Here is a 26,427-nt window from a genome sequence, read left to right as displayed (position 1 = left end):
AAGCGCACCGACAAGTCATAGGCAACAATGCTTGTGACCTTAATATAAGAAATAAAAGACCCGGGGTCGCTCGCAATACCCCGATCCGTCAGAGAGTTTCAGAGAGACAACCAACGAGAGAGCCATGAAGCATATTGTGACCGCCGGTTTGATGACCGCATCCCTTGCCCTTGGTCTGGGGGTATTTGGTACTGCACAGGCCGACGAGGCGATGGATAACGAAACCGTTCAAACCCGTCAGATGCTGATGGATGGTATCGGTGGTGCGATGGGGACACTTGGCTGCTACATGAAGGGCCAGTGCGAACTGCCCGATGGTGTGATCCGCAACCTTGCCAATGGCATTGCGTTTTCTGCCACTGCCGCCCCGGCCGCGTTCGAACCCAATACAGCCGACGCATCGGTAAAAACAACCGCCAAACCGGATGTCTGGACAAATTGGGACGATTTTTCGGGCCGTTTTCCGGAAATGAAAACCGCAGCGATGAACCTTGCGGCCGCAGCCGGTGACAAGGGCGCAATGGGTGCCGCCCTTGGCGAACTTGGCAAATCCTGCAAAGGCTGCCACGACGAATACCGTTCGAAGTAACAGATCGAAGATACCGCTCGGACGTCCCCGAAAGGCCCTGTCATCCCCCCTGCTGCCCTCCCCCGGCAGCACGACAAGAAAAGCCTTTCGGGGATTTCTTTATCCGCGCGCCAGCGTGACCATCCCCCACACCGCCAGACCACAAACCACGAGAATCGCGATCCCGAGGACCGGGGAAGCAAACCGGATTTGCATGAAACCGGTGGCGACACTTTCGGGGACTTTGCGCATGCCGGTGATCATTGCACCGATCAGGTTCTCGCGTTTGATCATCAGATAGAAGATCGCTGCCAGAACATGCAGTGCTACCGCGGCGTAAATCAGATTGATATTGGTGTGGTGAATGAAATTCATCGTGCTGGCGACATCGGAGCTGACATAGGCAACCAGCGGACCGTCAAAGAACAGGAAGGTATCCTCGCTGGTGAAAAGGCCGCTTATTGCCTGTATCGCCACGAGCAGGATCAGCACCACAACCATCCAGCCGCCCGCCGGATTATGCCCCGGGTAAGTCAGGTCGCGGGCCGAGCCGTTTGGAAGTTTGCGCATATAGCCGATCACCTTGCGCGGTCCGGCGACAAAACCGGCAAAGCGCGCGTTCGAACTGCCGACAAATCCCCAGATGATGCGAAAAAGTACGAGTGCGAGCACGCTGTATCCTGAAATCGCATGGATATCGATCATGACTTCCTGATTGGACCACCACGATGTCACAATCGCGATCACCAGCGCCCAGTGAAACAGGCGCACGGGAAAATCCCAAAGCCGGACGTTTTTTTGCGGTTCAATCTGATCGCTCATACGCAGGTCCCCTTTTCTGCTTTTTGCGCGGGCAAATAATGCAAGATTGTGATGATGCCCCGATCCGGCCGAAAGTGCAGGTCAAATTCCGGTTATCACAGCAAAAAATGTGGAAAATCTGCTTGTTGAGATATTTGAAGTTTGCAAATCATTATCACAAGCAGTAACTATTATGCGGAAGCATGATGGGCTATGCCCTTGGCTCACCTTCAGGGACAGATGGGAACTCCTATGAAACTCGTTAAAATTCTGGGGATGGCTGCACTGGCATCCACCCTTGGCGCACAGGCCTATGCCGCGCCGGGCGCAAAAGACGTCCTGACCACCTATGCCGATATCGCACATGCCGGTTACGAAGACTCGGTTACCACCGCCATGCAGCTTCAGTCTGCTGTCAACGCGCTGGTTTCTGATCCGTCGCAGGCAACTTTCGATGCAGCGAAATCCGCATGGCTGGCTTCACGTGTGCCCTATCAGCAGACCGAAGTTTACCGTTTCGGCAACGCGATTGTCGACGACTGGGAAGGCAAGGTTAACGCGTGGCCGCTGGACGAAGGTCTGATCGACTATGTCGAAACCGATCTTTACGGCGAAGAAAACGAAGAAAACCCGGCTTATACCGCCAATGTCGTTGCCAATCCGAGCCTGAGCATTTCCGGTGAAACCCTTGATGCGTCGACCATCGATGGCGCGCTGATCGAAAGCCTGCATGAAATTGACGACGTTGAAAGCAACGTTGCCACCGGCTACCACGCCATTGAATTCCTTCTGTGGGGCCAGGACCTGAACGGAACCGAAGCCGGTGCCGGTGCACGCGCCTGGACCGATTATGCTGCGGGTGATGCCTGCACCAATGGCAATTGCGACCGTCGTGGCGCTTATCTTAAAGCCGCAACCGATCTTCTGGTTTCCGATCTGGAATGGATGACCGCACAGTGGGCCGATGGTGGCGAAGCACGCGCAACCGTTCTGGAAGGTGATGGCGTTCCGGGCCTGACCGCGATTGTGACCGGCATGGGTTCGCTTTCTTATGGTGAACTGGCGGGCGAGCGCACCAAGCTTGGCCTGTTGCTGCATGATCCGGAAGAAGAGCATGACTGCTTCTCGGACAATACCCACAATTCGCACTACTATGACGCGCTGGGTATCCAGAACGTTTATCTTGGCCGCTATACCCGTGTTGACGGTTCGGTCGTCGAAGGCGCATCGCTTTCGGATATGGTTGCCGCCAAGGATGAAGGCCTTGATACCGAACTGCGTGCCAAACTGGCGGCATCGGTTCTGGCCGGTAAAGCCATGGTCAGCCGCGCACAGGCGGGCGAGCATTTCGACCAGCTCATCGCGATGGACAATGAAGACGGCAATGCCGTTGTTCAGACCTTTGTCGATGCGCTTGTCGATCAGACCAAATCGATCGAACAGATCGTTGCCGCGATTGGCGTCGACGGGATCGAGTTCGAAGGGTCGGACAGCCTTGACAATCCGACCTCGATCAATTGATCAGATACGATCCGCATTCGGGGTCATGCCCCAAATGAGTCCGACGGCGGGGGAAATTTTCTCCCGCCGTTTCGCTTTTACGATTAGAAGAATTCCATGCAGCTTCCCGCCATGCGCCTTTCCCGTTTCATGATTGCGACCACCCTTGTTTTCGGGGCAATGACACCGGCATTTGCCGACGAAACATTGCCCGCCGATGCCCTGCCGGGCGGGGCAACGACATGGCAAAAGAAAACCGGGCGGATGGCATTCACCCATCATTCGGCCAATATGACCTTTGAAAAGCGGCTTGATTTCAAGCTTGGCGAGGCCCTTTTTCAAAGGCTTTGGGTAACCGCCCCGACGCGCACCAAGGCTGCAGACGGTTTGGGACCGCTGTTTAATTCGCGCGCGTGCAACGGGTGCCATATCCGCAATGGTCGCGGCCATCCGGTCGATGCAAACGATCCATCAGCGGGGGCAACATCCATGTTGCTGCGCCTGTCGATCCCGCCGCAAAATGATACGGATCGGGAATTGCTGGCAACGGGGCGTGTATCGACCCTGCCCGATCCGGTTTATGGCGGACAGTTTCAGGATTTTTCGGTCCCGTCCGTCCCGGCCGAGGGCAAGGTTACAGTCCGCTATGATACCCAGACCATCGAGCTTGCCGATGGCAGTATGGTCGAATTGCGTCATCCGACCTACGGCATGGCTGATCTGGCCTATGGGCCATTGCATGATGATGTAATGATTTCACCGCGCATTGCCCCGCCAATGATCGGGCTGGGATTGCTGGAAGCCATTCCAGATGAGGTCCTGCTTGCCAACGCTGATCCGCAGGATCGCGATGGGAACGGCATATCGGGCCGGGTCAACCGGGTTTGGGATATTGCAAAGGACGAGGTCGCCATCGGGCGGTTTGGCTGGAAGGCCGGAATGCCAAGCCTTGATCAGCAGAACCAGAACGCATTCCAGTTCGATATCGGCCTTTCAACCCCGCTTTATCCGAACGGATACAGCGACTGCACCGAAGCCCAGAGCCTTTGTCGCGGCGCGCCGGATGGCAACGATCCCGAATTCGATAATCTTGAGGCCCATGACCAGATTACCGACCTTGTGCTTTATTACGCGCGGAACATCGCCCCCCCGATGCGACAAAACGCATCCGATCCGGATGTCATGGCCGGGCGAGAGATTTTCAATTCAATCGGATGCGCATCCTGCCACACGCCAAGCTATCAATTGCCAGAACGTGCCGATATGCCGGAACAATCCGGGCAAATGATCTGGCCTTATACCGATTTGCTTTTGCATGACATGGGTGACGGGCTTGCCGATCATCGGCCCGAAGCCGAGGCGAGCGGCACGGAATGGCGCACCCCGCCCCTTTGGGGATTGGGCCGGGCGCAGGAAATCGATCCGCGTGCCGGTTACTTGCATGACGGGCGGGCGCGCAGCATTCTGGAAGCCGTATTGTGGCACGGGGGTGAGGCAAAACCCGCGCGCGACGCCGTCACATTCTTGCCATCATCGGATCGCAGCAAGTTGCTCGCGTTTCTGAAGTCTTTGTAAGCCTTGTTTTAGACGCCTTACTGTTCGGGGGATATCATGCCTTTCCTGTGTCGCACTCGCAAAGCCGCCCTTTTAGGGGCAACTGCCTTGCTGACGGTGGGCTTGGCACCGCCCGGTGCACGCGCCGATATCCCCGATGAAAATTACCGCCCGGTACTTGAACATCTTCTGGGCGTGGTAATGCCGCCAAAGCTTGATGCGCTGCATGATGCAACGGACAATCTGTCTGAGGGGATTGATGATTTCTGTGCCGAACCCGATCAGGATGGCCTTGACGAGGTGCGCGAGGATTTCCACGCGGCCATGGATGTGTGGCAGGAAGTGCAGCCGTGGCGCATGGGGCCGATGGTGGCCAATGGTCGCGATCAGCATATCGAATACTGGCCTGACAAACATGGTACGGCGACAAGGCAGTTTCGCAAGCTGATGTTTGACAAGCCCGCGATTTATACCGACCGGGAAAAAGTCGCCGAAACCAGTGCCGCCTTGCAGGGTTTTCCGGCGCTTGAGCAGGTCCTGTTTGACGACAAGCTGTCACCCAAGCTTCTGGATGATGACGAAGATGGCGTGTTCCTGTGCGGTTATGGCGGGGCCATTGGCGCCAATCTGGAACGCATGACCGGTGAACTGGTTGACGAATGGCCAGCTTTTGCCCAGGGCATGATGGAAGCCGGTCCGGACAGCATGGATTACCCGGATGCCAAATTTGCCGCGACCGACCTTTATCGTGCGCTTCACGAAGGACTTCTGATCATTGTTAGTCAGAAACTTGGCCGTCCGCTTGGCGACGGACCAAAGGACGGCAAAGCCAGCCGGGCCGAAAGCCCGACATCCAAACGGTCCCTGCGCAATATCACCCATAACCTTACCGGGCTGTTTGCGATTTATGACGGCAAGTGGGGTGATACCGGCGAAGAAGGCAAAGGCCTGTCAGCTCTGATCGACAGCAGCCTTCTGGATCGGTCCTTCAGGCTGAACTGGCAAACCATGGTGGATACGCTTGATAAACTGCCACCATCGATTGTCGAGCTTTTGGATCAGCCAGACGGTTATCAGAAACTCGCCGACTTTGCCGGGCAGGTCAGCTTCGTCAATACGCTGGTCGAGGGCGATGTTGGCGGCACAACACAGTTGGGCGGCGGGTTTAACGCACTTGACGGTGACTAGGCGAACGGGAGGCCGGAAAATGAAACATCAACGACGCGAGTTTTTGAAACTCATGGGTGTTGGCGGGGCCTTTACCCTGTTGCCGATCAGCATTGCGCGCGCGGCCGCACCAACATCTATTGAAGACCGGGCGCATTATATTTCCGCCAGTGCCGGGGATCATGATGATTTTTATGTCAGCGCCTTTAATGCCAATGGCAAGATCCTGTTTGAACAGGCCCTGCCCGGCCGGGGGCATGACCTTGGCCTGCGCCCGAACCATGTCGATGTGGCCGCAGTTGAACGCAGGCCGGGTCTTTATGGCCTGATCCTTGATCGCCATAGCGGCGAGGTCCGCGCCAAGCTGCATTGCCCGAAAGATCGGCGGTTTTACGGGCACGCGGTTTATTCCAATGATGGCCGGTTCCTTTACGTCACCGAGAATGATTTTGATCATGCCCGCGGGGTTGTTTCCGTCTGGGATGCCGAAGACGGATATCGCCGCATTGCCGAATTTGACAGCTTTGGCACCGGACCGCACGAATTGCACCTGATGCCCGACGGCGAAAGCCTTGTCATCGCCAATGGTGGCTTGCACACCCACCCGGACTTTGATGGTCGCACCGCTCTTAATATCGACAGTATGGAACCAAACCTGTCGATCATTGATCGCCATACCGGAAAACTGATCCATCAGGCGTCACTTAAAGCCGACTGGCATCAATTATCGATCCGCCATCTTGATGTCGCCCCCAACGGGACAATTGCGGCGGGCTTCCAGTATCAGGGGGAACTGACCGATCAGGTGCCACTGGTCGGGCTATGGCAGCCGGGTAGCGAAATCCGCCCGATCGAAGCCCCGGATAATGTCCAGCTGCGCATGCGGCAATATTGCGGGTCGGTGCGCTTTGATGCATCGGGACAGGTATTTGGCATTTCCTGCCCGCGCGGCGGGTTGATCACGTTCTGGGATGTCAAAACATCGGGCTTCCTGACCCATATCGCCGCGCCGGACGGCTGCGGCCTTGCCGCGACAAATGTAGCAGGCCAGTTCGTTGGTACCAGCGGGCTTGGCAATGGGTGGCGCATGGATGCGATTCGCCGAAAACGCGTCGAATTACCCGACGATTCGCTTAAATCGCTTCATTGGGACAATCATCTGCGGCGTATTTCCATCTAAATACCGTCTTTAATCCAACCTGAAAGGCCGTACTGATCGTGCGGCCTTTTTGGCATTTTCGACCTGAAATCCGCAGAAAACCGCGATATTAACCAACCATTTTAGTCGGGATAGAAACACGGCCAAACTCTCAACCAAAAATTTTATGCAAATGCGAACGATTTTCACTTGCGCAGTAATTTTTCCTGACCTATAACGGGTCTCGACACAGCCCGCGAATGCAACCCATTCGCACTTGTCCCCAAAAGGCTTGTCTCTCACCTGCGGGTCTCTCTCCCCGCAGGCCTCTCAAGGTGGAACAGCGGTGGTTATCGATGCGGGAAACGATAACCGCCGCTTTCTCTTTTCAGCACAAAGAAACCGACATTGCTCCACGCACAGATATTGCGCGCGGACGGAGAAGACATCAGACGTTATGGGATAGTTTGTCCCCGGCGGATTTCAGCGCATCGCGATATTGCGCATAGTTTTTGCGGGCGTCATCCTTGGGTGCGACAATACATACTGTTGCAACACACACACCGTTCTGATCGCGGATCGGGGCGGCGAAGCAATGTGTGAAGGTGTCGACGATGCTGTCGAAGGAAAAGAACCCGTCTTTTGCCGCCTGCCGGATTTCGGCGATATAGGCATCAAAATCGGTATGGCTGCCATCGGGCAGAACAAAATCGTTTGCCGGAATCAGATCGCGGATTTCATCATCGGAAAAATGGCCCAGCAACAGCCGCCCCGATGCCGTCCACGGGATCGGAGTGCGTTCCCCGACATTGGCGCTGATGCGGAACGGACGGCTGCCTTCGCGTTGCAGGGCGACGGTGTATTTGTTGCCGTCCAGCATGCAGAACTGCGATGTTTCCTTGGTGGTGGCGGTGATTTCATCTAACACGACACCGGCTTCGCGGGTCAGATCGAAATATTCGCGATAGGCCAGCCCAAGGAAATAGACACGACGCCCAAGGAACACCGATCCGTTGGCATCGGTGACCTCGAGCATGCCATGTTCCAGCAGAACGCTGATCAGATCATAGATCGTAGAGGTCGGCGCGCCGAGCGCCTGGGCGATCTCGGCAGGCCGTTGCGAGACTTTGACAGAGCGCAAATGATCAAGAATATCAAACGCCCGATCAATGCCGCGCGCCCGTTTCCGTATTTGCCCTTCTTTCATAAGTCCCCTCTTCGCTGGTGATCAGTTCTTTGGATAGAGGTTCTTATGCCTTGCGAAAGGCAATGCAGTCGACCTCAACCTTGCAATCCACCACCATTGAAGACTGAACGCAAGCGCGCGCAGGCGGATGATCGCCGAAATATTCCTGAAAGACGCCGTTGAAGCTCCAGAAATCGCGGGCATCATCAAGCCAGACGCCAATGCGCATGATATCGCTTGCGCTATATCCGGCATCCTCGACGATTTTTAGCATGTTTTCGATAGCGATACGGGACTGTTCGACAATCCCGTTTCCAACAACTTCGCCATCACGCATCGGCGTTTGTCCGGACACGTAAAGCCATCCATCCGCTTCCGTAGCCTTTGCAAAAGGCAGTGCCTTCTGACCGTTTCCTTTTGCTTCACCGACACCGTGTCTTTTGATGGTCATTCAATATCTCCTGGTATTCAATCACATTTCAGAATTTGCAAGAAAGCCCCGCAACCGGTCTGTTTCCGGTGCGCCGAAAATCTGTTCGGGGGGACCTTCTTCGTGGATACGGCCGTGATGCATGAACACGACCTTGCTTGAAACATCGCGGGCAAAGCGCATTTCATGGGTGACAAGCAGCATGGTCATTCCGTCATCGGCAAGATCGCGGACAACGGCCAGAACTTCCTTGACCAGTTCCGGATCAAGGGCAGATGTCACCTCGTCAAACAGCATGATGCGCGGGTTCATCGCAATCGCGCGCGCAATCGCGACACGCTGCTGCTGTCCACCTGACAACTGACCGGGGAAATGATCACGTCGTTCAATCATGCCAACCCGTTCAAGCCATTTTTCGGCAATGGCATAGGCTTCGTCCTTTGCCATTTTCTTGGTCTTGGTCAAACCCAGCATGACATTGCGAATGGCGGTCATATGCGGAAACAGGTTGAACTGCTGGAACGCCATGCCAGTCATGGCGCGTTGACGCGCAATATGACGTTCGGAAAGACGGCGGCGTTCACCACCGTCGTGTCTGTAGCCGATGGCTTCGCCGTCCAGTTCGATGGAACCGCGTTCGAAATCTTCAAGCAGGTTCACACAGCGCAACAGGGTTGTCTTGCCCGAACCCGATGATCCAATCAGCGAGACGACATCACCCTTTTGCATGGTCATATCGATGCCCTTGAGGACTTCGAGATCACCAAAACTTTTGTGAAGATCGGTAATTGTCAGAATGGGGGACATGGCGGCCTCATTATGGGATCGAGATGCGGCGTTCGACAGCACGGCCGGCCTGTTCGATCAGGAAGTTCAGAATGAAATAGACGAAACCAACGAAGAGATAGAATTCGAGGCTGAGATAGGTCCGCGAAATGACCTGCTGGGTTGCCAGCAGCAATTCGACCACACCAATGATCGACAGCAGCGTTGATGCCTTGACGATTTCGGTCGCGGTATTGACCCAGGTCGGCAGTATCTGGCGCAGGGCCTGGGGCAGCAGGACATAGGCAAAGGTTTGCCCGAAAGTCAGCCCGATTGACTTGGCGGCTTCGGTTTGACCGGCCGGGATCGCCTTTAACGCGCCACGGACAATTTCCCCGACATGGGATGAACAGAACATCGTCAGCGCAAGCACACCAGCCTGAAACGCGCTAAGATCCAGCCCGACAACCGAAAGAATATAAAAACAGGCAAGTATCAGAACGAAAACCGGAGTTCCCCGCAGGAAGTCGATATAAAGGCGCACCCCAAACCGGGTCGGCTTATTGCCATATGTCATCGCCAGACCGACGAAAACGCCAAGGAACGTTCCAAGCAGCACGGATGCGACGGAAATCAGAACCGTATCGCCAAGCCCAGCCAGCAGGTTCATGCGGGCATTCCACAATTCGGTCAGGAAAAGAGAAAAATTCATGTGAAAGCCTTTCAGCGCGGAACCGCAAGACGTTGTTCAAGCTGGCGCAGGAACCACGCGATGACATAGCAGGCCACCACGTAAATCAGTGACGCAACCATCCATGTTTCAATCACACGGAAGCTTTCGACATTGATCTTGCGCGCATAAAACGTCAGTTCGGGAACCGCGATGGCGGCTGCGAGCGACGTGTCCTTGAACAGCGAAATGAAATTGTTCGAAAGCGACGGCAACACATTGCGCAACATCACCGGAATGATGATGTGGATTTTGATTTTCAGTTCCGTCAGACCGATGGCAAGCCCGGCTTCGCGCAGGCCCTTTGGCAAGGCGACAAGGCCCGAACGGAAAACTTCCGCCAGATAGGCACCGGCATAAATCGACAGGGTAAAAATGAAGGACGGTATCTTGTCGAGTGCAATGCCAAGCTGGGGCAATGCGAAGTAACAGAACAGGATCAGGACAAGGATCGGGGTATTGCGGATCGCAGAGACATAAGCCACTGCGATCCAGCGTAAAACCCGGTGACGGGACAGCATCCCGAAAGCCGCCAGAAGTCCGATCCCGCAACCAATCGCAATCGAAACAAGGGCAAGGAACAAGCCAAGGCCAAGGCCCTGCGCCAGCAGTTCCCAATTGCGCCAGATGACGCTGAAATTGAAATCGTAGTTCAAAACGGTTCTTCCCGGATGCTGCTAGGTTATTTGTATTCGACGGGGAAGCCGATCTGCGGTACCGACAGTTCCGTACCGAACCAGGTTTTGAAGCTGTCGGCATAGAACGGGAATTCAACACCGGTCATGCCTTCGTGCAGAACCGTGTTTACAAAGTTCAGCCAACGCTGATCGCCCGGCTTCACGCCACAGGAATAGCTTTGCGGGTTCCAGCCATATCCGGCGTCATGGTAACGGCCCGGGTTTTTGACCATGAACCAGCGCAATGCCGACTGATCAGTTGCGGCAGCATCCGCACGCCCGGAATTAAGCGCCTGATACATCAGATCCACACTGTCATACTGATCGACTTCTGCCTCTGGCAGGGCAGCATGAACCATTTCTTCGGCGTAGACGTTCTGAAGAACGGCAACGGTAACGTCCGATCCGGCAGCTTTGAGCGCCTCGTAATCGGCGTAGTCGCCACCTTCCATCTGCAACAGACCAACGCCTTCACGGTAATAGGGGATCGTGAATTCGATCTGCTGGGCGCGTTCGGCGGTCACCGTCATGAACTGGCAGGTAAGATCGACCTTGTCGGTCACAAGGTTCGGGATGCGGGCATCGCCGGACTGCTGGACATATTCGATTTTATCGGGATCGCCAAACAGGGCCTTGGCGACAAGGCGGCCCATATCAACGTCAAAGCCCTTGAGCTTGTTATCCGAGTCAATGAAGTGCCATGGCGGGTTGGTCGAGCCGGTCCCCAAGATCAGGTGACCGCGATCAAGAACCTGCTGAAGCTTGCTGGCTTCCTGTGCAATGGCCGATCCGGCAGTTGCGGTCATAAGCGCCGCGACTGAGATTGTTTTTAAGAAGGTCATGTTTGTCTCCGCTGATGAAAAGAGCCAACCGTTTTTGATGAGTCCCGGTTAATTCCGTTATACCGGAATCAATATCGTTGTTACGGATTTAACTTGAAACCAAAATCTAGCCATGTCAATTCGCTTTTGCGAAACCCGCAGTTTTCCTTGGCTTTCGAAATGTAGTGACCTCGGCACCCGGACGATCTGATGTGCGGACTTTTATGGAAGTGATGACCTGCACATCCCGTCAGAGCAGGGCGTTTTCCGAGTATTTCTGCGCGAAACGGCGAACACGAACACGGAGAAGATCGGGAGTCGCCGCGCGCGAGGTAGCAAAAAAGAATTCGGCCGCTATCACGAGATGCAATAGCGGCCGACTTTCGATAATTTTCTGGAGTAGCTTGCGCGGCTGAGGGATCAGCGGTTGCGCAGCGCGATCAGCAGACGAAGGCTGTTAAGCGTCACCAGAACGGTTGCACCGGTATCGGCCATCACCGCCAGCCAAAGTCCCGTCAGACCGGTGATGCTGGTGACCAGAAAGACAGCCTTAAGCCCCAGTGCCAACCCGATATTTTCGCGGATCACGCGGCGCGTGGTGCGGGACAGCTTTACCAAATTAACGACATCCGACAGCCGGTCCTTAACCGCCACCGCGTCGGCAGCCTCAAGGGCAATGTCGGTGCCCCCGCCAATTGCGATGCCGACATCCGCCGATTTCAGTGCCGGGGCGTCGTTGATGCCATCACCAACCATGGCAATCGGCCCCTTCCGCGCCGGATCATTGCGCAAATCAGCCAGCACGTTCAGCTTGTCTTCAGGCAGAAGCTGCGCCCGGTACTCCATACCAAGTTCACCCGCCATGCGTTTGGCAACGCGTTCGGCATCACCCGTCAGCATCACCGGGCTGATGCCCAAGGCGTTCAGTTTGGCAAGCGCATCCCGGGCATCCGCACGCGCGGTATCCCGCAGCGCAAGTGCGCCAATGACATCGCCATCACGCAGGATGACAACGGCCGTGCTGCCGGCGTCTTCCTGTGCGGCAAGCCAGTCGGCAACTTTTGCAGCCGGTTCGATATCAAGGCGTTTGGCCGCCCCGACGCGATAAAGCGTGCCATCAATCCGGGCTTCGACCCCGGCACCAGCAATGGTGCGCGCATCGGTGATTTCCGGCAGATCAAGTTTCCTTTCCGTCGCGGCATGAACCACCGCCTTTGCCAGCGGGTGGGAGGTCACGGTTTCAAGCGCGGCAGCAATCGCAAGCAGCCGGTCCTCGTCCATATCGCCCACCGACATCATTGCCGTCAGCTTTGGCTTGCCTTCGGTCAATGTGCCGGTTTTGTCAAACGCCATGGTACGAACCGCCCCGATGGCTTCAAGCGCGGCACCGCCTTTAACCAGCAGACCAATTCTGGCCGCACGAGCCAGGGCCGACGTGACCGCCGCCGGGGTGGAGATCACCAAGGCACAGGGACAGCCGATCAGAAGCAGGGCCAGCCCGCGATAGATCCATTCTTCCCAGCCCTGCCCGAACAGAACCGGTGGAATGACGACCGTCAGGGCGGCAAGCGCCATGATGATTGGCGTATAGATACGGGCAAATTTGGTAACGAAACGCTCGACCGGTGCCTTGTGCTTTTCGCTTTGTTCAACCAGATCGATCACACGATCCAGCATGGTTTGCCCCGCCGCACGGGTTACGCGCAGGCGTACGGGCCGATCGGTGACAATGGCACCGGCAAAAACCTCGTCCCCCGGTTCAGACGGGACGGGCACGGATTCACCGGTCAGGTGGCTGTTGTCAATTTCGGCGGCCCCGTCGGTCAGGACACCGTCGGCCGGAATACGTTCGCCTGGACGGACTTCGACAATATCATTCAGTGCAAGCGCGGACGGGGCGACCGTTTCAAACACATTACCCGATGCCGAAACCCGCCTTGCGGTTTCCGGGGCCAGTTTCATCAGCGATTTAACCCCGCTGCGTGCCCGCCCCGCAGCAACACCTTCAAGGCTTTCGCCGATGGCAAACAGCAGGACGACCATACCGGCTTCAAGACTTTCACCGATTGTAACCGCGCCAAGAACCGCGACACTCATCAACAGTTCGATGGAAAAGAATGCGCCGCTTGCCGCCAGACGGAACGCCGTTTTCATCACCGGAAATGCTGCGATGATCGAGGCAATGGACATTGCATAGGCGTCTGTTGCGGGTATCAACCACCCAACGAGCCCACCCAACAAAAGCCAGGCCGCTGCCCATGCAATTTCGTCCCCGGCTTCCGGCCAGGGGGCCAGCTTGCGCAGCAGGGACTGTTCTTTGGCATCGCTATCTTGCGACGCGGCATTATCCGTCGCAGCCAGATTGCCAGAACCACAGGAACCGCCAGCGCAGCAAGCGGCTTCGGATGATTTCGCTGCCCCCGGCATTACCTTTTCACTTGCCGGATAACCCAGTTTGGTCAGCATGGTGCTGATATCGGAACGCGTTTCGGCACTGTCGTCGCGAAGACCCAGCGTCACCATTTCGCGCATCATCGATACATCAACACATTGCACGCCATCACGTTTGGAAAGCGCGGTTTCAATTTTCGCCACACAGGACCCGCAATCCATGCCCGATACAGCCCAATGACGATGCGAAATGCCGTCGCGATGGCGGGCCAGCACATCGTCAACCGCGCCCTGTTCCCTGCCACTCAGTTCGGATTGCGCGTGCAGGCCATCGGCGGCAGCAAGAAAGCTTTGCCCCGGTACGGCGTCGTTCAGAGCCGCAATCAGCGATGACTTGCAGCTTTCACAATTTCCAATGGCCGGGAACTGATCCCATTTTGCGATGACGGACATTCTGGACCTCGCCAACATTCAAATTTATATTCATGCGTTACATTCAAATAACAATTCATATGTTGTGGAGTCAAGAACATTCAAACCATGATTTGAATGTTATCACACACAATGCCCGACGCCCCGAAAAAGTTGATGAATTACGCCAGCACTGCGGCCATAGTGACCACCCGATTTAAGAACCAAGGCCAACCGCCCGATGCCCCGTATTGTCATTTGCAAAACCTGCCAGCCAGCACCCGATGCTGATCCGGCCTCAAAGGTGGATTTTGTCGATGCGGATGGTTTTGCGCGGCAGTTAGGCACGGCACTTGATCAGGCGGAATTGCCCGAAACGTTTGAAGTCACACAGGTTGACTGCATGGGATCATGCAGCGACCCGACATCGGTTGCACTTCAGGGAACCGGGCGGGCAAGTTATCTTTTTGCCGGATTATCGGCGCGTCACGACATTGACGATATCATTGCCACCTGCCGGGAATATCTGAACGCCCCGGATGGATGGATCGAAGACGCACGCGGCTGCGGGCGTCTTCGTTTTTGCCTTAAGGCCAGAATTCCGGCCCTTTGATTAAGGTGCCACCGAAACAGTCATTGTCTGACGCAGCGGCTTATCGCCGACGGCAAGCTGGCTGTGATCATTGGCCGTCAGCGTTACCGTGACCTCGTTATCGCCCGCCGGAAGCTCTGTGATATGGAACCACGGGCCATACAGGCGGGCAATCTTGGTGCCGTTAACATAGACATGGGCATGACCTTCTCCCGGGACATGCGTGCTGCTGGCATGTTCGGGGGCAAACCGGAAATTCTGCACCATTAGATGCAGGTTCCAGCCACTGACCGGGTCCGGTATCATCGCGACATCAAGACGTGGTGCATCAGTGCCCGCAGGTAATGAAATAATGGCGTCGTGACTGGCATGTGCCGCCCCCATCTTCATTTCACCGTGTGCGGTACCATGTCCGGCAACGCCATGCGCCATCGGATCACCGTGATCGTGCCCGTCAAGGGTGATGCCGTTACCAGCCGCCACCAGAAAACCGATCCCCCCGCCGAAAACCAGCCCAATCCCGAAAAGGGCAAGTGAACGTGACATTTTATTCCTCGTGAAAACCCTGAAAATAAATCGGGCGCGCCCGTGGCACGCCCGAAAAGGATCGTACTTTGACCGCGATCAGGCGGTCTGCGCCTGTGCGGCCCGTTGTCCTTCGCGTTGCCAGAAATATCCGGCAAACAGGCCAACCAGCACCCAGGCAGCAAGACCGACACCAAATGCACGGGCAGCAAAAAGCGCCCCGATTTCAGTCGGTACCGGCCCGGTAAAGGCATCGGGCTCCGGCGCGCCAATGACATGGGGGGCAAGCAGCAGAACTGCAGCAATCCCCCACGAAACCCAATTGCGACCAAATGCAATCAGCCAGACGGCAATTGCCGCCGTCCCGACGGTGGCAAACCACCAGACCTGCCGTGCGTAAACGTCTGCGGCTGCAACACCGGGCACTTCAGGTGCAAGGGTAAAGCCCGGTGCAAAATGAACGATACAGAACCCGGCAATGCCCCAGATAATACCCTGACGACCAGCGACCTCGTGACCGCGGCTTTCAGCCAGCGCCATGGCCGCAACCAGAATAAGCGCATACCCGGTATAGACCAGCATGGTGAACAGGACGCTTAACCCGTCGCGGACAAGATCAATGCCGCCGACATCCTGATGTGCACTAACCGCAGCACCGCCGAAATGAACCAGCTCGCCGGTTTCATAAAGCTCCGCATGCAACAGAACCGGTTGCACAAAATAAAGCTGAAGCAGGGCCGCAATAAGACCTGCTGCAGCACCAGCGAACAATGCGCTGGTGAAAATGCGTGACATCATGGCTTAGTGACACGGAAAGCCGGTTGCATGGCGCACATCATGTGCCGCATCGTGCAACAATTCAGCCTGAACATGGCCGGTCACAAAGATGATCGCGAGGCCAAAAACGGCACAAACGATGATCGGCAGAAGAACCGATTTTTTTGAAGCGGCAAATGCCGCGGTCTGCGTGGTCATAAACTTCTCCTATGCTGTCACACCCGACAGTCGGTTCGGGTCCATGCCTGGCAGGTCTCCTGGCTTGCGGGTCATCATGCGTCGCCGACCTTCCCTGCTTTCGCAAGTGGCGTGATGGCGGGCACTTTCCGCATACAGTCGCGGGGGCGGCTTTGGCTTTGACCGCCCAAAACAAACGGTCTTCCAAATTCCCTCTTCGTTTACCTGCCCCGAGCAGACAGGTAAAAACCAAGCAGTTCGTTTATGACGGTAATTCCCCGCAAGCGCAATGTGAAAACCGGACGCGACGCGGGTTCATTCGTCGAATGTGGCAATTTCACGACAACGCAAAAGACGTATTTCAGTCGTGGGTCACATGGGCAAAGACATCACGAACAACACGGGAAATATGTTCGTCATCAATCTGATAGAAGATATGACGCCCGTTTCGTTCCGATGCCAGAATGCGCTGATCGCGCAACTGACGCAGGTGATGGCTGGTCAGGGATTGGGACATGCCCGATGCCTCGGCCAGTTCGCCAACGGTTTGCGGTTTTTCCATGCAACGCAGAACAAGCTGCAGCCGCCCGGCATCCCCCAGAAGCGCAAAGATTTTTGCTGCTGCCTCAATATCAGGAAGCGACAGGTTATGACCGGTCGCACGTGATGCGTCACGCGTTACGGCCTCGCCCTGTTCGGTGGAAAGGCCAAGACGTGCGGCCGTATCGCATTCCTGACAATCGTTGCCGTTTTCAGCCCCGGCGATCACGGGACGCGCCGAGGCAATTTCGACCTTGCGGGATTTCGTTTTGCTTTGTGACATCCCCCTATTTTCCATGCCCAGCTGCACTTGGCAAGGGGACTTGATGTTTGCGCGCATGGAACTCCGCCCCGCAGGGAACGTTACAGGTATGACACACCATCGAAAGTGCCAACCAGAGCAAGGAGACGCACCGATGCAAGAGCAAACAGCACTCGACATTTTCAATCTGCGCCAGTCCCGTGACAGTTGGGAACGGAATGTGGCCGGTTACTGCGCGAAAAACGACATGCAGATCGGAAATCTGCCCAAAGAGATTACCGGCCCCTATAACGAGATGAACGAGGCATGGGAAAAGCTTAAGGCCGAAGGTGATGCGGCAAGCAACACCACTGCAGAGCAGTTCCACAAGGCAACCGCAAAGCTTGAAAAGGCGTGGAACGATATGACGGGCAAGTAAGCCCGGGATTTTATGCCTTGTGGTTAAAATGCCCCAAAATCGCCTTTTCATTGCAAATCGATGACACGATTACACGCCAGATTGAAACTGTCTGGAAAAGCAAAAGGAGGCTCCCATGACAGCCCGCCCCATTCCGGAGCACGCCAAGCTCCATCAGGAATTCAAGGATTGGGAGTTCGGTCTTGCAGCACATTGCAGGGAATCCGAAAGCGGCCTTGAAAAACTTCCAAGTGAGGTTGTTCAGGCGTGGGATGACATGGATGCCGCCTGGAGCGAGATAAAGGATCATAGCGACGATATCCCGCAAGAATCCCTGCAGCGTTTCCGTGAAGCAAAGCAACGTTTGCAGGAAGCGTGGGATGCGATGATCTCTTCCGAACGGCATTAACGACGCCGCGCTGGAAGCAGCCAGACTTTTTCGTCTCCCTCTCTTCCGTGGCGGGTTTTCCTCCCCTCCCCGCCATCCTTCTACAGCCGGGTGTTTCAACCGCCCCGGCTGTTTTTTTGTCTGGATTTTGGCCAGGTGTCGCCCGCCTAACGTCCAAATCCCGGTTACGGGCAAAAATCCGGATTGACTCATTTCAATAAAAAATTCATGTTTTATTTTAATTAATAAATTCGATTCGTTATTTAAACGTCACCCGAGTGCTTCCGGATGGAGCCCCGTCATGTCCGACACCCTGAAAAATGTCCGCATTGTCAGCCGCATTCTTGGCTGGGTATGCCTTATCGCTGTTGTCTTTGAAATCTGCCTCGTGCCGCTGATCTGGCACGTGGATGGCTGGATCGATACCAGCGCCAGCCAGATGACCATCAGCCTTGAAGAATTGCGCGCCCTTTCCGGCTGGCAGAAATATGCCGTGATGGCATCGATGATGCTGCCGACACTTGTTATGGCCTATGGGCTTTGGCGGTTGCGCAAGATGTTCCTGTCCTTTGCCGAAAACCATATTTTCCAGCCTGCCCCGATTGCCCACCTGAAAGCATTTTCCGTGGCCCTTATGGCGCAAACCCTGATCAAGCCGCTTTCAGGCGCACTGACCTCCGTGCTGGCGACTATTACCCGCCCCGAAGGCGAACGGATGCTGTCTATCGGGCTCAGCGATGCCGAGGCCAGCACCCTGTTTCTGGGCGGGTTGCTTTTGGTGATTGCGTGGGTATTGGGAGAAGCCACCCGGATCGAGGACGAGAACAGGAGCTTCGTCTGATGGCGATCATTGTCCGGCTTGACGTGATGCTTGCCCTGCGAAAGATGAAGTCCAAGGACCTTGCCAACCGGATCGGGGTGAGCGAACAGAACCTGTCGCTCCTGAAATCAGGCAAGGTGCGCGGTGTGCGGTTTGAAACACTTGCCGCGATTTGCCGGGAACTTGATTGCCAACCCGGTGATCTTCTGGAATTCGTTGCCGACGACCTGTAAGCTCTTGTGATCATGGCGGCCCGGTTAAAACGGGGCCGTCCTTCATAAGAAACAAAGCAGCCAATTTAACGGCTGTTATCAGGGAAGACGTGAATGGAAAACAAGGTTGCCCTCGTAACAGGTGCCGCACGTGGCATCGGACTTGCCACCACGCATCTTTTTATTGAACTGGGCTGGCAGGTTGCGATGATTGATCGCGACAGCGCGGAACTTCGCAACGCATGTCGCGATATCGCAAATGCCAAGGCATTTGAATATGACGTATCGATCCCAGAGCAGGTCGATCTGATGATCGACGACGTCCTGATCGAGTTCGGACAGATCGATGCGGTTGTCAACAATGCCGGGGTTGCCGATTTCCTGCCGATCCATGAAACCGATTTCAGCGCGTGGCGCCGGATCATGGAAACCAACCTTGACGGGACCTTTCTTGTTTCGCAGGCGGCGATCCCAGCACTCAAGCAGACCAAGGGTGCGATTGTCAATATCGGCTCGATTTCCGGACTTCGGGCATCGACCCTTCGGGTGGCCTATGGCACATCGAAGGCGGCCGTCATTCACATGACGAAACAGCAAGCGATCGAGCTTGGTGATTTTGGTGTCCGGGCCAATTGCGTCTGCCCCGGCCCGGTCAAAACCAAGCTTGCCATGGCCGTGCATTCGCCAGAAATCATATCGGCCTATCTTGATGCCATGCCGCTTGGCCGGTATGGCAGCGAACTCGAAATCGCCGAAGTGATTGCGTTTTTATGTTCCGACAAGGCGAGCTACGTTACCGGTCAGGTGATCGCCGCCGATGGCGGGTTTGAAACGGCTGGTGTCGGGCTCCCGGCCCTTCGCAAGGCTGCAGAAGAATAATCACTTTGAGTGCGACCACCTTTGGCTGAATGCGCAAACTCCGTTGCGCAAAAGTGTGATCGCTTTCCCTTCTTCCTGCGTATGGCAGGGAAACACCATCACTCAAAGGTATTTCCTTGCCAATCGAACTTGCCCTTCTCGTCTTCAATGCTCTTTTCTGCCTTGCGTTTCCTTGGGTTTACAACTGGTCCTATGGCAGGCAGGTCGGCGGCAAACGCCTGATGGGCAATCGCGACAACCTGCCCGAACGGCAGGGCTTGGCCGCGCGCGGCCTTCGTGCCCACCAGAACCATCTGGAAAATCTGGTGCCGTTTGCGATCATCGTTCTGGTCGCGCACGCCATCGATATTTCAAACACTGTCACCGTAACCTGTGCAGTTGTCTTTACCATCGCACGCCTTGCCCATACCGGGTTCTACTTTGCCGGGATCACGCGCCTTCCGGGCATCAATGGCGTGCGATCAATTGCCTACTTTGTCAGCCTGTTTGCGATGCTGATCTTTGGCTCGCAATTATCTGGGACTTAAATATCGGCGCAACCTCTCGACAATCGGGAATTCGGGCGTTACGAGATAGGCGGCCAAACCGGAACGGGTGGGTCTTTATCAAGCTTTTACCCAAGGATTTGCCGTGAGCACGCTGCCCCCCTGCCCGAAATGCCAGTCGCCCTATACCTACGAAGATGGCGAATTGCTGATTTGCCCGGAATGCGCCCATGAATGGTCGCAGCAAGCCGCAACAGGCGGAGACGAAACCGAATACAGGGATGCCAATGGCAATATCCTTGCCGATGGCGATACGGTTTCGATCATCAAGGATCTGAAGGTCAAGGGTGCGTCACAGCCGCTTAAGGTCGGCACCAAGGTCAAGAATATCCGCCTTGTCGAAGGCGACCACAATATCGATTGCAAGATCGACGGATTTGGCCCGATGAAGCTTAAATCCGAATTCGTCAAAAAGATCTGATTGCGGGCTTCGCCGCGTAAACCCTCTGCCGACGACATTGCGACCGGATTCTGGTATAATGTTGTCGTCTGATACCGGCTTGAACCATCCAAAGGAAACGGGGGCCACCATGCGCCACCTTGCCCTTATCGCCGCAATAGTCGCGACCCTGTCCCTGTCCTCCTGCCTGACCTTTAACTGGCAGCGCAGCGTTCAGCAGGTTTTATCGAATGCATGCAATTCGACAGGGGATTGCGGCTCGGATGGGCCGGGCTATTAAAACAGCCCAAAACAAAACGGCGCGCCCAATGGACGCGCCGTTTGTTGTTTCCGGTGATCGGAAAACTTATTCCCACTCAATCGTTCCCGGTGGTTTCGAGGTGTAGTCGTAGGTAACGCGGTTGATACCGTTGACCTCGTTGATGATCCGGTTGGCGATACGGCCAAGCAGTTCCGGCGGGAAGGCGAAGAAGTCGGCGGTCATACCGTCGGTCGAGGTGACGGCACGAAGTGCACAGGCATAGTCATAGGTACGACCATCGCCCATCACGCCAACGGTCCGGACCGGCAGCAGCACCGCGAAGGCCTGCCAGATGGCGTCATAGAGGCCAGCATTGCGGATTTCTTCGAGATAGATCGCATCGGCCTTGCGCAGGATATCGAGCTTTTCGCGCGTGATCGGCTGGCCGGGGATGCGGATGGCAAGGCCCGGTCCAGGGAACGGATGACGACCAACAAAGCTGTCGGGTAGACCCAGTTCACGACCAAGGTCACGGACTTCGTCCTTGAACAATTCGCGCAGCGGTTCGACCAGTTGCATGTTCATGCGTTCCGGAAGGCCGCCGACATTGTGGTGCGATTTGATGGTGACAGACGGACCACCGGTGAAAGACACGCTTTCGATAACGTCCGGGTAAAGGGTCCCCTGTGCAAGGAAATCAGCACCACCGATTTTCTTGGCTTCTTCTTCGAACACTTCGATGAACAGGCGGCCAATGGTTTTGCGTTTGGTTTCCGGGTCGATTTCGCCTTCGATCGCACCGATGAAGGTTTCCGAGGCATCCACATGGACCAGCGGAATGTTGTAATGGTCACGGAACAGGGTGACGACCTGATCGGCTTCGCCCGAGCGCATGAAACCATGATCAACGAACACGCAGGTCAGCTGATCGCCAATCGCTTCGTGGATCAGAACCGCGGTGACGGAGCTGTCAACACCGCCCGAAAGACCGCAAATGACCTTGCCATCGCCGACCTGTTTGCGGATTTTGGCGATGGCATCGTCTTTGTAGGCGTTCATCGTCCAGTCGCCAGAGCAACCGGCGACACCGTGGGTGAAGTTCTTAAGCAGCTGCGCACCATGCGGGGTGTGAACCACTTCGGGGTGGAACTGCACGGCATAGAATTTCTTGTCGTCGTTGGCGATGGCGGCAAACGGTGCGCCTTCGGATTTGCCAACAACGCGGAACCCGTCAGGAAGAGCATCGACACGGTCGCCGTGGCTCATCCAGACCTGTTCGCGTGCACCTTCGGCCCAGATGCCGGTGAACAGCGCGCAGTCTTCGATCACATCGACAAAGGCACGACCGAATTCGCGGTGATCGGACGTTGCGACCTTGCCGCCAAGCTGGTTGACCATGGTCTGCTGACCATAGCAGATGCCAAGCACCGGCACGCCAAGTTCAAAAACCTTTGCCGGGGCCGAGGGCGCCTTGTCCCAATGGACCGATGCCGGGCCACCAGACAGGATCACGGCCTTGGGCGCGTATTCGTCAAGGAAAGCATCCGAGACATTGTTGAAGGGGTGGATTTCGCTATAGACACCGCTTTCGCGCACGCGGCGTGCAATCAGCTGGGTGACCTGCGATCCAAAATCAATAATCAGCACGCGATCTGTCATCGGGCCGTATCTCCGTCGAGTATGGGGTTGCGCCGTACATACGCCAAACCATCCGTCTCGGCAACCCGGCGCAAACGGTTACCTTGGGATGCATTCATGAAATTCTGATGCCGAATTCCGGCATTTGGGAACAATTGCGGCCTTTTCCTGCCGGAACGCCCCCGAAAAGAGCACAATTGGTCCCTTTTTCCTGCGCAATGCGTCTGTAACTTGGTTTCCAACGGAGCACGGAGATAACCGCGTCCGACAAAATTAGAAATCATGAGCAAATCAAGTTTGACCATGCAAAGGGACACAGACAAATGACACAGAACAAAGGCAGTAAAATCGCGCTTGCCGTCGCTGGCCTTCTTCTGGTCGCTGGTGCGGCAACGGCCATTGCGATGACCCAGTCCGAGAGCAATAACCCGGCTTCGATGTTTGGCACTGAAACCGGTACCGAGAACAGCGATACCATGACCCCGGCACCTGATGCCCCGGCAGCCGAAACCGGCGAGGCGCCGAACACTGTCCTGCCGAACGACAATCAGGAAGTTCCCGGCATGAAGGGTCTTGATGGCAATGCAGGCGAAGATAGCAGTCCGCTGGAACTGATGCCGCAGGATGATGGCGGCACCACCGGTGGCGAAGCTGCCCCCAAGACGGAATAAAAAACCGGCCGGGTAAACTGTGGAAGATCCAATCTTCACATAGCGTTCACGGTAAAATGCACTTGTGAAAAGAACTGGCCCTGTCCCCATTCGGGACAGGGCCATTTTTCTTGCCGCAATTTTACAGTTTGCAAGCAGACCAAGGGCGGCATCGGACATCGGGTTGTTTGCGATGACCATGGCCGCCATTGTCATTATTTCACCTTGCCTTTGGCCGTGCGTTCAAACACCGCAACAAAGAAACCGTCCGTGCCATGCTCGTTCGGGGACAGGCGAAGCCACGGCTTGTCCTTGCCACCGGGGACCGGAACGGATTTCGGGGCGTCGGGCCAGATTTCACTGACCGGGACCGGTCGGAAATCCTTGCGATCACGCATGAAGGTTTCGATCAGGCGTTCGTTTTCTTCGGGCATGATCGAACAGGTCGCGTAAATCAGACGCCCGCCCTTGGTGACCTTTGCCGCACCGGCCTTCAAAATCTTGCTTTGGTTGGCCATCAGGGTGCGAATATCGCGCTGCCCGATGCGCCAGCGCAGCGCCGGGTTGCGGCGCAGGGTGCCAAGCCCCGAACAGGGGACATCAAGCAGAACACGATCAAAGAAACCGGATTTATTGCGAAGCCAGCTATCACGTTCATCGGAAATGATGCGCTGCTGGATGCAGTCACCGGCACCGGCACGTTTGGCACGCTTGCGCGAATTATCCAGACGACCGCCATGGGTATCGCAGGCAAGGATACGGCCCTTGCCGCGCATGTCGGATGCCATGCCAAGCGTCTTGCCGCCACCGCCCGCACACATATCAAGAATATGCATACCCGGCTTGGCATCGACCAGACGCACGCAAATCTGCGATGCTTCGTCCTGGATTTCGATCAGACCGTCCTTGTAGGCCGCCGTGACCAGCATATTGACGCCAAGCGGCAACCGCAGGCCATTGGGCGCATAAGGAAGCTTTTCGATATTGTGGATGCCATCGGCCTGAAGCGATTTGATGGCGTCCTCGACCGTACCACGCAGGCGGTTGACGCGTAGATCAAGCTTGGCGGGTTGATTATAGGCCGCCATTTCCGCCGGAAGGTTTTCGTGATGGAGCTTTAGCAGCTCGGCATAAAGCCATTTCGGCAATTCGGTTTTGACTGCACCCGGCTGCCCGTCATGGTCAAGGGTTTTGCCGCTCAGCTTGTTGATCAGGTGTTTTTCTGCTGGATGCAGCGGGTTCGGGCAGAACTGTTCACCGCTGAACATGTCGGAAATGTCATCGGCACTGCGGTTATCCTGCAAAACCAGTTCGGCGATCATGCGCGCACGACCGTCCTGAAACTCGTATCCGCATTCGGCAAGCCACCAGCCCAGACGCGCCTGATGACGGATCAGGTTATAGAAACGTTCGCTGATCTCGCGACGATCGCCACCACCGATATAACGGCGATTGCCAAAATAGCCGGAAATGACGCGGTCTGCGTCGTCTCTGGTCTGGGTCCAGCCATCATAAAGTTCAATGACTGCCGCGATACGTGCACCGGGTTTCAAAACGAATGTCCAACCTGTCTGAGTGTGATGTTCCTGTCCCGATATGGGAATTGCCCGAACACCATACGATAAAAAAGGCGATGACGGCAGGATTGCCTGCCGTCATCTGAAATTTGTGCCCGCTGATATCACGGGTTGGGCCATTCGCCAACAGCGACACACGCAAGGCAGCCCAGCCAATTGATCAGCGCGCCCGCGATCAGTTACCCGGCCGATAGTTCGGCGCTTCGCGGGTGATGGTCACGTCATGGGCATGGCTTTCGCGAAGACCCGCATTGGTAATGCGGACAAACTGGGCACGTTCGCGGAAATCGGCAAGCGTTGCCGAACCGGTATAGCCCATCGATGCCTTAAGACCGCCAACCATCTGATGGATGATCTGACCAGCCGGGCCCTTGTAAGGAACGCGGCCTTCGATGCCTTCGGGGACGAGTTTCAGGTTATCCTGAACGTCCTGCTGGAAGTAACGGTCTGCCGACCCGCGTGCCATGGCACCGACCGAGCCCATCCCGCGATAGGATTTGTACGAACGGCCCTGATAAAGGATGACCTCGCCCGGGGCTTCGTCGGTACCGGCCAGAAGCGAGCCAACCATGCAGGTGCTGGCACCCGCAGCCATTGCCTTGGCAATATCACCCGAAAACTTGATGCCGCCATCGGCGATGATCGGAACGTCAAGCTTGTGACCGATTTCCGCGCATTCCAGGATTGCCGTCAATTGCGGGACACCGACACCGGCAACAATACGGGTGGTGCAGATCGACCCCGGACCGATGCCGACCTTGACCGCGTCCGCACCGGCTTCGGCCAGTGCCTTTACGGCTTCGGGGGTGGCAACGTTACCGGCGATGATCTGGGTATTGCCGATCTTTGATTTGATATATTCGACTGCCTTGATCACACCGGCCGAATGGCCATGTGCGGTATCGATGACCAGCACGTCAACACCAGCCTCGACCAGCGCCATTGCGCGTTCAAAGCCGCTTTCGCCGACACCGGTTGCCGCGGCAACACGCAGGCGACCGCTTTCGTCCTTGCAGGCATTCGGGTGCAGTTTGGCTTTTTCGATATCCTTGACCGTGATCAGGCCGGTGCAGCGATAGGCTTCGTCAACCACCAGAAGCTTTTCAATACGGTGCTGGTGGAGAAGTTTCTTGGCTTCTTCAGTGTCGACGTTTTCCGTCACCGTGACCAGATTTTCGTGGGTCATCAGTTCGGAAACCGGCTGCGAACGGTTGGATGCAAAACGCACATCACGGTTGGTCAGAATGCCAACCAGCTTGTTGCTGGCGCGTTCAACAACCGGAATACCGGAAATGTGGTTGATGTCCATCAGGTCCAGCGCATCGGCCAGCGTCTGATCCGGGTGGATGGTGATCGGGTTGACGACCATACCGGATTCAAATTTCTTTACGCGGCGAACTTCTTCGGCCTGCTGTGCGATATCGAGGTTCTTGTGAATGACCCCCATACCACCATGCTGCGCCATAACAATCGCCATCGGGCTTTCGGTCACCGTGTCCATTGCGGACGAAAGAAGCGGAATGCGCAGGTCGATATTTTTGGTAATGCGGGTGTTGGTCTGCACCTGCGCCGGCAGCACTTCGCTGGCGGCGGGTTTGATCAAAACGTCGTCAAACGTCAGGGCTTCTGCAATGCGGGTCATATGGGGCCACCTCGTTAATCTGAGTT

At 55.9% G+C, this 26,427-nt stretch carries 30 protein-coding genes and 1 riboswitch; of the genes, 15 read left to right on the top strand and 15 right to left on the bottom strand.

Features of this window, described 5'->3' with window-relative positions:
- Nucleotides 1-124 precede the first annotated feature (124 nt).
- Entirely contained in the window at nt 125-589 is a 465-nt protein-coding gene (locus J7395_RS11880; RefSeq protein WP_007090828.1) for a cytochrome c, read from the top strand.
- Nucleotides 590-688: 99 nt separating this feature from the next.
- Here the strand turns inward: J7395_RS11880 and J7395_RS11875 are convergent, their stop codons facing one another.
- A complete protein-coding gene (locus J7395_RS11875) occupies nt 689-1,390 on the bottom strand; it encodes a cytochrome b/b6 domain-containing protein (RefSeq protein ID WP_209221610.1) in 702 nt (233 codons plus the stop codon).
- A 231-nt stretch (nt 1,391-1,621) separates the two neighbouring features.
- On the opposite strand from J7395_RS11875, the gene J7395_RS11870 reads away from it, so the two are divergent.
- The 4 genes from J7395_RS11870 (at nt 1,622) to J7395_RS11855 (ending at nt 6,770) form a co-directional block, all read left to right on the top strand.
- Entirely contained in the window at nt 1,622-2,890 is a 1,269-nt protein-coding gene (locus J7395_RS11870) for an imelysin family protein (RefSeq protein WP_209221609.1), read from the top strand.
- Between the two features lie 96 nt (nt 2,891-2,986).
- Entirely contained in the window at nt 2,987-4,444 is a 1,458-nt protein-coding gene (locus J7395_RS11865; RefSeq protein WP_209221608.1) for a di-heme oxidoredictase family protein, read from the top strand.
- Nucleotides 4,445-4,480: 36 nt separating this feature from the next.
- Complete coding sequence (locus J7395_RS11860) at nt 4,481-5,611, top strand: imelysin family protein (RefSeq protein ID WP_209221607.1); 1,131 nt, start codon at nt 4,481-4,483, stop codon at nt 5,609-5,611.
- 19 nt (nt 5,612-5,630) lie between these two features.
- Nucleotides 5,631-6,770 (top strand): DUF1513 domain-containing protein, encoded by a 1,140-nt coding sequence (locus tag J7395_RS11855; protein ID WP_209221606.1) that lies wholly within the window; start codon nt 5,631-5,633, stop codon nt 6,768-6,770.
- Nucleotides 6,771-7,176: 406 nt separating this feature from the next.
- Here J7395_RS11855 and J7395_RS11850 read toward each other — a convergent pair whose 3' ends face one another.
- The 7 genes from J7395_RS11850 to J7395_RS11820 form a co-directional block, all read right to left on the bottom strand.
- Nucleotides 7,177-7,935: an IclR family transcriptional regulator gene (locus J7395_RS11850; protein WP_209221605.1), complete on the bottom strand. Its 759-nt coding sequence runs from the start codon at nt 7,933-7,935 to the stop codon at nt 7,177-7,179.
- A 43-nt stretch (nt 7,936-7,978) separates the two neighbouring features.
- On the bottom strand, nt 7,979-8,365 hold the full coding sequence (locus tag J7395_RS11845) for a RidA family protein (RefSeq protein WP_082824806.1): 387 nt from the start codon (nt 8,363-8,365) through the stop codon (nt 7,979-7,981).
- Nucleotides 8,366-8,386: 21 nt separating this feature from the next.
- Nucleotides 8,387-9,151 (bottom strand): amino acid ABC transporter ATP-binding protein, encoded by a 765-nt coding sequence (locus tag J7395_RS11840; protein ID WP_071240365.1) that lies wholly within the window; start codon nt 9,149-9,151, stop codon nt 8,387-8,389.
- A gap of 10 nt (nt 9,152-9,161) precedes the next feature.
- Nucleotides 9,162-9,821 carry an amino acid ABC transporter permease gene (locus J7395_RS11835; protein WP_062952590.1) on the bottom strand — a complete coding sequence of 220 codons (660 nt, stop codon included), beginning with the start codon at nt 9,819-9,821 and terminating at the stop codon, nt 9,162-9,164.
- An 11-nt stretch (nt 9,822-9,832) separates the two neighbouring features.
- Nucleotides 9,833-10,495 (bottom strand): amino acid ABC transporter permease, encoded by a 663-nt coding sequence (locus tag J7395_RS11830; protein WP_007090812.1) that lies wholly within the window; start codon nt 10,493-10,495, stop codon nt 9,833-9,835.
- 26 nt (nt 10,496-10,521) lie between these two features.
- On the bottom strand, nt 10,522-11,358 hold the full coding sequence (locus J7395_RS11825) for a transporter substrate-binding domain-containing protein (protein ID WP_209221604.1): 837 nt from the start codon (nt 11,356-11,358) through the stop codon (nt 10,522-10,524).
- A gap of 399 nt (nt 11,359-11,757) precedes the next feature.
- Nucleotides 11,758-14,181, bottom strand: a complete 2,424-nt coding sequence (locus J7395_RS11820) for a heavy metal translocating P-type ATPase (protein ID WP_209221603.1) — start codon at nt 14,179-14,181, stop codon at nt 11,758-11,760.
- Between the two features lie 199 nt (nt 14,182-14,380).
- Between J7395_RS11820 and J7395_RS11815 the strand changes: the two genes are divergently transcribed.
- Entirely contained in the window at nt 14,381-14,752 is a 372-nt protein-coding gene (locus tag J7395_RS11815) for a DUF1636 domain-containing protein (protein ID WP_247742098.1), read from the top strand.
- Here the strand turns inward: J7395_RS11815 and J7395_RS11810 are convergent, their stop codons facing one another.
- The 4 genes from J7395_RS11810 to J7395_RS11795 form a co-directional block, all read right to left on the bottom strand.
- Nucleotides 14,753-15,277 carry a hypothetical protein gene (locus J7395_RS11810; RefSeq protein WP_209221602.1) on the bottom strand — a complete coding sequence of 175 codons (525 nt, stop codon included), beginning with the start codon at nt 15,275-15,277 and terminating at the stop codon, nt 14,753-14,755.
- Between the two features lie 78 nt (nt 15,278-15,355).
- The gene (locus tag J7395_RS11805) at nt 15,356-16,054 is read right to left on the bottom strand and encodes a CbtA family protein (protein WP_247742097.1); all 699 of its coding nucleotides are present in this window, start codon (nt 16,052-16,054) and stop codon (nt 15,356-15,358) included.
- A gap of 3 nt (nt 16,055-16,057) precedes the next feature.
- Complete coding sequence (locus tag J7395_RS11800) at nt 16,058-16,231, bottom strand: CbtB domain-containing protein (protein ID WP_062952595.1); 174 nt, start codon at nt 16,229-16,231, stop codon at nt 16,058-16,060.
- A 31-nt stretch (nt 16,232-16,262) separates the two neighbouring features.
- A riboswitch (cobalamin riboswitch) is annotated at nt 16,263-16,479 on the bottom strand.
- Between the two features lie 92 nt (nt 16,480-16,571).
- Nucleotides 16,572-17,033, bottom strand: coding sequence for a metalloregulator ArsR/SmtB family transcription factor (locus tag J7395_RS11795; RefSeq protein WP_062952596.1), 462 nt, complete (start codon nt 17,031-17,033; stop codon nt 16,572-16,574).
- Between the two features lie 133 nt (nt 17,034-17,166).
- Between J7395_RS11795 and J7395_RS11790 the strand changes: the two genes are divergently transcribed.
- The 8 genes from J7395_RS11790 to J7395_RS11755 all read left to right on the top strand — a co-directional run bounded on the left by J7395_RS11790 (nt 17,167) and on the right by J7395_RS11755 (nt 20,933).
- A complete protein-coding gene (locus J7395_RS11790) occupies nt 17,167-17,430 on the top strand; it encodes a hypothetical protein (RefSeq protein ID WP_209221601.1) in 264 nt (87 codons plus the stop codon).
- Between the two features lie 115 nt (nt 17,431-17,545).
- Nucleotides 17,546-17,818, top strand: coding sequence for a hypothetical protein (locus tag J7395_RS11785; RefSeq protein ID WP_209221600.1), 273 nt, complete (start codon nt 17,546-17,548; stop codon nt 17,816-17,818).
- A gap of 280 nt (nt 17,819-18,098) precedes the next feature.
- Entirely contained in the window at nt 18,099-18,638 is a 540-nt protein-coding gene (locus J7395_RS11780) for a DUF2975 domain-containing protein (RefSeq protein ID WP_209221599.1), read from the top strand.
- Complete coding sequence (locus J7395_RS11775) at nt 18,638-18,850, top strand: helix-turn-helix transcriptional regulator (protein WP_209221598.1); 213 nt, start codon at nt 18,638-18,640, stop codon at nt 18,848-18,850. Before J7395_RS11780 ends, J7395_RS11775 begins: the two co-directional genes overlap by 1 nt.
- Nucleotides 18,851-18,943: 93 nt before the next feature.
- On the top strand, nt 18,944-19,708 hold the full coding sequence (locus J7395_RS11770) for an SDR family NAD(P)-dependent oxidoreductase (protein ID WP_209221597.1): 765 nt from the start codon (nt 18,944-18,946) through the stop codon (nt 19,706-19,708).
- Between the two features lie 116 nt (nt 19,709-19,824).
- Nucleotides 19,825-20,235 (top strand): MAPEG family protein, encoded by a 411-nt coding sequence (locus J7395_RS11765; protein ID WP_209221596.1) that lies wholly within the window; start codon nt 19,825-19,827, stop codon nt 20,233-20,235.
- A gap of 103 nt (nt 20,236-20,338) precedes the next feature.
- Complete coding sequence (locus tag J7395_RS11760; protein WP_209221595.1) at nt 20,339-20,674, top strand: zinc ribbon domain-containing protein YjdM; 336 nt, start codon at nt 20,339-20,341, stop codon at nt 20,672-20,674.
- Nucleotides 20,675-20,783: 109 nt separating this feature from the next.
- Entirely contained in the window at nt 20,784-20,933 is a 150-nt protein-coding gene (locus J7395_RS11755; RefSeq protein ID WP_209221594.1) for a hypothetical protein, read from the top strand.
- 66 nt (nt 20,934-20,999) lie between these two features.
- On the opposite strand, the gene guaA is transcribed toward J7395_RS11755, so the two are convergent.
- Entirely contained in the window at nt 21,000-22,553 is a 1,554-nt protein-coding gene (gene guaA, locus J7395_RS11750; RefSeq protein WP_114094949.1) for a glutamine-hydrolyzing GMP synthase, read from the bottom strand.
- A gap of 302 nt (nt 22,554-22,855) precedes the next feature.
- Between guaA and J7395_RS11745 the strand changes: the two genes are divergently transcribed.
- Entirely contained in the window at nt 22,856-23,203 is a 348-nt protein-coding gene (locus J7395_RS11745; RefSeq protein ID WP_209221593.1) for a hypothetical protein, read from the top strand.
- Between the two features lie 194 nt (nt 23,204-23,397).
- Here the strand turns inward: J7395_RS11745 and J7395_RS11740 are convergent, their stop codons facing one another.
- On the bottom strand, nt 23,398-24,735 hold the full coding sequence (locus J7395_RS11740; RefSeq protein ID WP_209221592.1) for an RsmB/NOP family class I SAM-dependent RNA methyltransferase: 1,338 nt from the start codon (nt 24,733-24,735) through the stop codon (nt 23,398-23,400).
- A 199-nt stretch (nt 24,736-24,934) separates the two neighbouring features.
- On the bottom strand, nt 24,935-26,401 hold the full coding sequence (gene guaB / locus J7395_RS11735) for an IMP dehydrogenase (RefSeq protein ID WP_062952607.1): 1,467 nt from the start codon (nt 26,399-26,401) through the stop codon (nt 24,935-24,937).
- Nucleotides 26,402-26,427: the final 26 nt, after the last annotated feature.

The sequence above is a fragment of the Thalassospira sp. A3_1 genome, from assembly GCF_017744215.1.
Classification (GTDB): domain Bacteria; phylum Pseudomonadota; class Alphaproteobacteria; order Rhodospirillales; family Thalassospiraceae; genus Thalassospira; species Thalassospira lucentensis_A.
The sequence above is the reverse complement of the archived record's forward strand: the minus strand, read 5'-3'. Positions and strand labels throughout refer to the sequence as shown.

Bases quoted from the DNA above. Each gene is read 5' to 3' on its own strand.
- J7395_RS11880 (WP_007090828.1), top strand. From the start codon at position 125: ATGAAGCATATTGTGACCGCCGGTTTGATGACCGCATCCCTTGCCCTT.
- J7395_RS11875 (WP_209221610.1), bottom strand. From the start codon at position 1,390: ATGAGCGATCAGATTGAACCGCAAAAAAACGTCCGGCTTTGGGATTTT.
- J7395_RS11870 (WP_209221609.1), top strand. From the start codon at position 1,622: ATGAAACTCGTTAAAATTCTGGGGATGGCTGCACTGGCATCCACCCTT.
- J7395_RS11865 (WP_209221608.1), top strand. From the start codon at position 2,987: ATGCAGCTTCCCGCCATGCGCCTTTCCCGTTTCATGATTGCGACCACC.
- J7395_RS11860 (WP_209221607.1), top strand. From the start codon at position 4,481: ATGCCTTTCCTGTGTCGCACTCGCAAAGCCGCCCTTTTAGGGGCAACT.
- J7395_RS11855 (WP_209221606.1), top strand. From the start codon at position 5,631: ATGAAACATCAACGACGCGAGTTTTTGAAACTCATGGGTGTTGGCGGG.
- J7395_RS11850 (WP_209221605.1), bottom strand. From the start codon at position 7,935: ATGAAAGAAGGGCAAATACGGAAACGGGCGCGCGGCATTGATCGGGCG.
- J7395_RS11845 (WP_082824806.1), bottom strand. From the start codon at position 8,365: ATGACCATCAAAAGACACGGTGTCGGTGAAGCAAAAGGAAACGGTCAG.
- J7395_RS11840 (WP_071240365.1), bottom strand. From the start codon at position 9,151: ATGTCCCCCATTCTGACAATTACCGATCTTCACAAAAGTTTTGGTGAT.
- J7395_RS11835 (WP_062952590.1), bottom strand. From the start codon at position 9,821: ATGAATTTTTCTCTTTTCCTGACCGAATTGTGGAATGCCCGCATGAAC.
- J7395_RS11825 (WP_209221604.1), bottom strand. From the start codon at position 11,358: ATGACCTTCTTAAAAACAATCTCAGTCGCGGCGCTTATGACCGCAACT.
- J7395_RS11820 (WP_209221603.1), bottom strand. From the start codon at position 14,181: ATGTCCGTCATCGCAAAATGGGATCAGTTCCCGGCCATTGGAAATTGT.
- J7395_RS11815 (WP_247742098.1), top strand. From the start codon at position 14,381: ATGCCCCGTATTGTCATTTGCAAAACCTGCCAGCCAGCACCCGATGCT.
- J7395_RS11810 (WP_209221602.1), bottom strand. From the start codon at position 15,277: ATGTCACGTTCACTTGCCCTTTTCGGGATTGGGCTGGTTTTCGGCGGG.
- J7395_RS11805 (WP_247742097.1), bottom strand. From the start codon at position 16,054: ATGATGTCACGCATTTTCACCAGCGCATTGTTCGCTGGTGCTGCAGCA.
- J7395_RS11800 (WP_062952595.1), bottom strand. From the start codon at position 16,231: ATGACCACGCAGACCGCGGCATTTGCCGCTTCAAAAAAATCGGTTCTT.
- J7395_RS11795 (WP_062952596.1), bottom strand. From the start codon at position 17,033: ATGTCACAAAGCAAAACGAAATCCCGCAAGGTCGAAATTGCCTCGGCG.
- J7395_RS11790 (WP_209221601.1), top strand. From the start codon at position 17,167: ATGCAAGAGCAAACAGCACTCGACATTTTCAATCTGCGCCAGTCCCGT.
- J7395_RS11785 (WP_209221600.1), top strand. From the start codon at position 17,546: ATGACAGCCCGCCCCATTCCGGAGCACGCCAAGCTCCATCAGGAATTC.
- J7395_RS11780 (WP_209221599.1), top strand. From the start codon at position 18,099: ATGTCCGACACCCTGAAAAATGTCCGCATTGTCAGCCGCATTCTTGGC.
- J7395_RS11775 (WP_209221598.1), top strand. From the start codon at position 18,638: ATGGCGATCATTGTCCGGCTTGACGTGATGCTTGCCCTGCGAAAGATG.
- J7395_RS11770 (WP_209221597.1), top strand. From the start codon at position 18,944: ATGGAAAACAAGGTTGCCCTCGTAACAGGTGCCGCACGTGGCATCGGA.
- J7395_RS11755 (WP_209221594.1), top strand. From the start codon at position 20,784: ATGCGCCACCTTGCCCTTATCGCCGCAATAGTCGCGACCCTGTCCCTG.
- guaA (WP_114094949.1), bottom strand. From the start codon at position 22,553: ATGACAGATCGCGTGCTGATTATTGATTTTGGATCGCAGGTCACCCAG.
- J7395_RS11745 (WP_209221593.1), top strand. From the start codon at position 22,856: ATGACACAGAACAAAGGCAGTAAAATCGCGCTTGCCGTCGCTGGCCTT.
- guaB (WP_062952607.1), bottom strand. From the start codon at position 26,401: ATGACCCGCATTGCAGAAGCCCTGACGTTTGACGACGTTTTGATCAAA.